This is a genomic window from Rhodopila sp. (assembly GCF_035548235.1).
GTDB lineage: Bacteria > Pseudomonadota > Alphaproteobacteria > Acetobacterales > Acetobacteraceae > Rhodopila.
In genome coordinates this window covers 1-3,901 of the sequence record NZ_DASZTJ010000257.1, presented here as the reverse complement: position 1 = coordinate 3,901, position 3,901 = coordinate 1, and the positions used below count along the sequence as shown (strand labels likewise).

Here is a 3,901-nt window from a genome sequence, read left to right as displayed (position 1 = left end):
GACAGGTCTCGGGGACGGGTCCCAGGGGCGGGTCTCAGGGACGGGGCTCAGGGGCGGGGCTCAGGGACGGGGCTCAGGGGCGGGTCCCCAAGCGCGTCCCGCAGGCCGCTTCCGGAAAGCCGGCCTCAGGCGGACTTCATCAGCCGCAGCGGCTTGCCGGCGGCATAGGCCTGGACCTGCTCGAACGCCTCGCGGAAATAGAGCTCGAAATTGTCCCACTCCGCCCAGCCGAGATGCGGGGTGCAGACCACGTTGGGCATCGACAGGAACGGATGGTCGCCGTCGACGATCGGCTCCTGCTCATAGACGTCCACCGCCGCATAGCCCGGACGCCCCGCCCGCAGCGCCGCCAGCAGCGCGCCGGGCCGGACCAGTTCCGCCCTGGCGGTGTTGACCAGCAGCGCGGTCGGCTTCATCCGCGCCAGGTCGTCCGGCCCGACGATGCCGCGCGTGTCGGGGCGCAGGCGGACATGCAGCGACAGCACGTCGGACTGCTCGAACAGCGCCGCCTTGCTCGTCGCGACCTCATACCCCGCCGCCCTCGCCCGTTCGGCCGAGGCCGCCTGGCCCCAGGCGAGGACCCGCATGCCCAGCCCCGCGCCGGCGCGCGCGACCAGGGCGCCGATGGTGCCGAGGCCGAAAATGCCCAGCGTGCTGCCCGCGAGCCGGTGCGACAGCGTGCAGGGCCATTCGCCGCGGCGCATCCGTTCCGCCTCCACGACGATGTTGCGCCGGGACGCCATGATCAGCGCCACGGTCAGTTCGGCCGGCGCATGCGGCGAATTGCTCGCGCCGGTGGACACCATCACATTGTGGTCCCGGCAGGCTTCGGCATCGATCGTCGTGGCCGCCCGGCCGACGAGTGCGATCAGCCGCAGGTTCGGCAGCCGCTCGATCAGCGCGCGGGAGAAGTCGACCCGCTCGCGGATCGCCACCACCACCTCGGCCGGATGCAGGCGTTCCACCAGCTGGTCCGGATCGGCGGCCGGCGTGCGGTAGCGGGTGACCTGGTGCCCGTCGAGCAGGCTGAAGCAGGACAGGCGGTGCACCATGTCCTGGTAGTCGTCGGGAATGACGATGTTCATCGCTGGAACCTTGGCTGGCGCTTATCCCTTGGGGCCTTATCCCTTGGGGGCCTTATCCCATGAACGCCCGCAGCAGGCGACCCCAGCCGAACACCGGCGCGTGGTGGCCGGCGAGGCGCAGCACCGCCCAGAGGCTGACCTGGTTGGTCGTCAGCACCGGCTTGCCGGCCGCGGCTTCCAGCCGGTCGACGATGCCCAGGGTCAGCCAGTTGCCGCAGGCCAGCATGATCGCCTGCGCGTCGGGCCGGTCGACCGCCTGGCCCAGGTCAAGCGCGGTGTCCGCATCCAGCAGGCCGATCTCCAGGTTGCTGACATGGCCAAGGGCGCGATGGCCCAGGACCTCGACGCCGCTGGCCTCGATGAACGCGGCGGCGCTGGCATTGGTGGCCTCGCTCCACGGCCCGGCCATGACGATGCGGTCGGCGCCCAGCACCTGCAGCGCCTGGATCGACGCGGTCGAGGCCGTGGTGGCGCGGCGGCCGGACGCGGTTTCGATCCGGCGGATCAGCGCCTGGTCATAGCCGATGCCGTTGCGGGAGCTGGGGGCGGTCGCCGCCAGGACGATCGCGTCCACGTCGGCGTCCGCCAGCTTCCGGCTCTCGGTCTCGATGTCCTCGACGATGCGGGCGGTGGATGCGGGATCGACGTTGCGCAGCGGCAGGCGGGCGACGTGCAGGGAGACGCCGTCGGGCAGGATGCGGTTGAACTCGGTCTCCTGCGTGGTGTTGGACGACGGCAGCAGCAGGCCGATGCGGATCCGGGCTTTCCTGTCGGACATTGGGCACTCCTCCCGCAACGAGTCTCGCCGAGCGGGTTGGGGGTGTCAAACGCGGCCCGTCGGGGATGGGGCTTGTCGGGGATCCGGCCCGTCGGGGATGGGGCCCGTCGGGGATGGGGCCTGTCGGGGATGGGGCCTGTCGGGGATCCGGCCTACCGGGGATGCGGCTTGTTCGGCGGCGCGGGGGCCTGTATCGCTTGGCGTCAGTCCAGTCCGGAGGTGCTGCCATGGCCGACTATGATCTCGTCATCGCGGGCGGAACGGTCGTCACGCCGTCGGACATGTTCGCCGCGGATGTGGGGATCGCGGGCGGACGGGTCGCGGCGGTCGGGCTGGACCTGCGCGGACGACGGATGGTCGACGCCAAGGGGCTGCTGGTGATGCCGGGCGGGGTCGATTCGCATTGCCATATCGAACAGTTGCAGGACGGCGGCGGCGCGGACGAGGAGACCTTCGTCACCGGCAGCACCGCCGCCCTGGCCGGCGGCACGACAAGTGTCGTGACGTTCTCCACCCAGTTCAAAGGCCACGGCATCCTGGAGCCGTTCGCGGAGTACCGCCGGCGCGCCGCCGCCGCGATGGTGGACTATGCCTTCCACCAGATCATCACCGATGCGACCGACGAGGTGGTGTTCAACGAAATCCCCCAGGTCGCCGCCGCAGGCGTGCGCAGCCTGAAGGCGTTCCTGACCTATGACCCGCTGCACCTGGACGACCGCCAGTTCATCCGCGTGCTGGCCGCCGCACGGCGCAACCGGATGCTGGTCACGGTGCATTGCGAGAACTACGAGGCGATCAACTGGCGCACCGCCGCGCTGCTCGCGGACGGGCGCACGGCGCCGAAATACCATGCCTGGTCGCGGCCCTCGATGATCGAGCGGGAGGCGACGCACCGTGCGATCGCGCTGGCCGAGATGGTGGACCAGCCGATCCAGGTCTTCCACGTCTCCTGCCCCGAGGTGGCCGCGGAAATCGCCCGTGCCAAGGCGCGCGGGCTGAAGGTCTGGGGGGAGACCTGCCCGCAGTATTTCGTGCTGTCGGCCGATCACATGGACCGGCCGGGCTTCGAGGGCGCCAAGTTCATGTGCAGCCCCGCCCCGCGCGACGCGGCGGCCAGCGAGGGCCTGTGGGCCTGCATCCGCGACGGCGTGCTGGACATCGTGTCCTCCGACCACAGCGGCTGGAGCTATGACACGCCGGTCGGCAAGCGGGTGAACGGCGTGGACGCCCCGTTCCGCGACATCCCCAACGGCGTGCCGGGCCTGCAGGCTCGGTTGCCCGTCATGTTCCACGAGGCGGTGACCAAAGGCCGCATGGATGCCAGCGGCTTCGTCCGCCTGACGGCGTCCAACCCGGCCCGGCTGTTCGGGCTGTACCCGCGCAAGGGGACGATCGCGCCGGGCACGGACGCCGATATCGTGCTGTGGGACCCGACGAAGACCGTGACGCTGACGAACGCGCTGGCGCAGCACGTCATCGACTACACGCCCTATGAAGGGATGCAGGTCACCGGCTGGCCGGTCATGACCCTGCGGCGCGGCGAGGTGGTGATGCGCGACGGCAAGGTGCAGGCCGAACCGGGCAGCGGGCAATACCTGGCGCGGGCGCCGTACGACATGATCGAGCCGACCGGCAACGTGCCGAATGGTTTCGACGCCAGTGCGTTCCTGATCTAGCAACCGGAGACCCCGATGATCGAGATCGTTGCCGGCCCCTATACCTTCAAGGCGAAATGGGAAGACGCCGCGCCGAAGACCGTCGCGAAGTTTCGTTCCCTACTACCCTATAAGGAACGCATCATCCATGTCCGCTGGAGCGGCGAAGGCTGCTGGATTCCGCTGGGCGACCTCGACCTGGGGCTGAAGTTCGAGAACCACACCAGCTATCCGGCCCCCGGTCACATCCTGCTGTATCCGGGCGGGATCTCCGAGACCGAGATCCTGCTGGCCTATGGCGGCGTGCAGTTCGCAAGCAAGATGGGCCAGCTTGCGGGCAACCATTTCCTGACAATCGTCGAAGGAAACGAAAACCTGCTGCC

4 protein-coding genes are annotated in these 3,901 nt (G+C 69.6%); 2 read left to right on the top strand and 2 right to left on the bottom strand.

The features are described 5' to 3' along the window. Positions 1-125 precede the first annotated feature (125 nt). Together VHB27_RS20765 and VHB27_RS20760 are read right to left on the bottom strand one after the other, a co-directional pair. Positions 126-1,085, bottom strand: a complete 960-nt coding sequence (locus tag VHB27_RS20765) for a D-2-hydroxyacid dehydrogenase family protein (protein ID WP_325604140.1) — start codon at positions 1,083-1,085, stop codon at positions 126-128. Positions 1,086-1,137: 52 nt separating this feature from the next. After that, a complete protein-coding gene (locus VHB27_RS20760) occupies positions 1,138-1,863 on the bottom strand; it encodes a maleate cis-trans isomerase family protein (RefSeq protein WP_325604138.1) in 726 nt (241 codons plus the stop codon). A gap of 227 nt (positions 1,864-2,090) precedes the next feature. Between VHB27_RS20760 and hydA the strand changes: the two genes are divergently transcribed. Further along, on the top strand, positions 2,091-3,539 hold the full coding sequence (gene hydA, locus VHB27_RS20755) for a dihydropyrimidinase (protein WP_325604136.1): 1,449 nt from the start codon (positions 2,091-2,093) through the stop codon (positions 3,537-3,539). A 15-nt stretch (positions 3,540-3,554) separates the two neighbouring features. After that, the coding region (locus VHB27_RS20750) for a DUF3830 family protein (RefSeq protein ID WP_325604135.1) at positions 3,555-3,901 on the top strand (347 nt) is incomplete at its 3' end.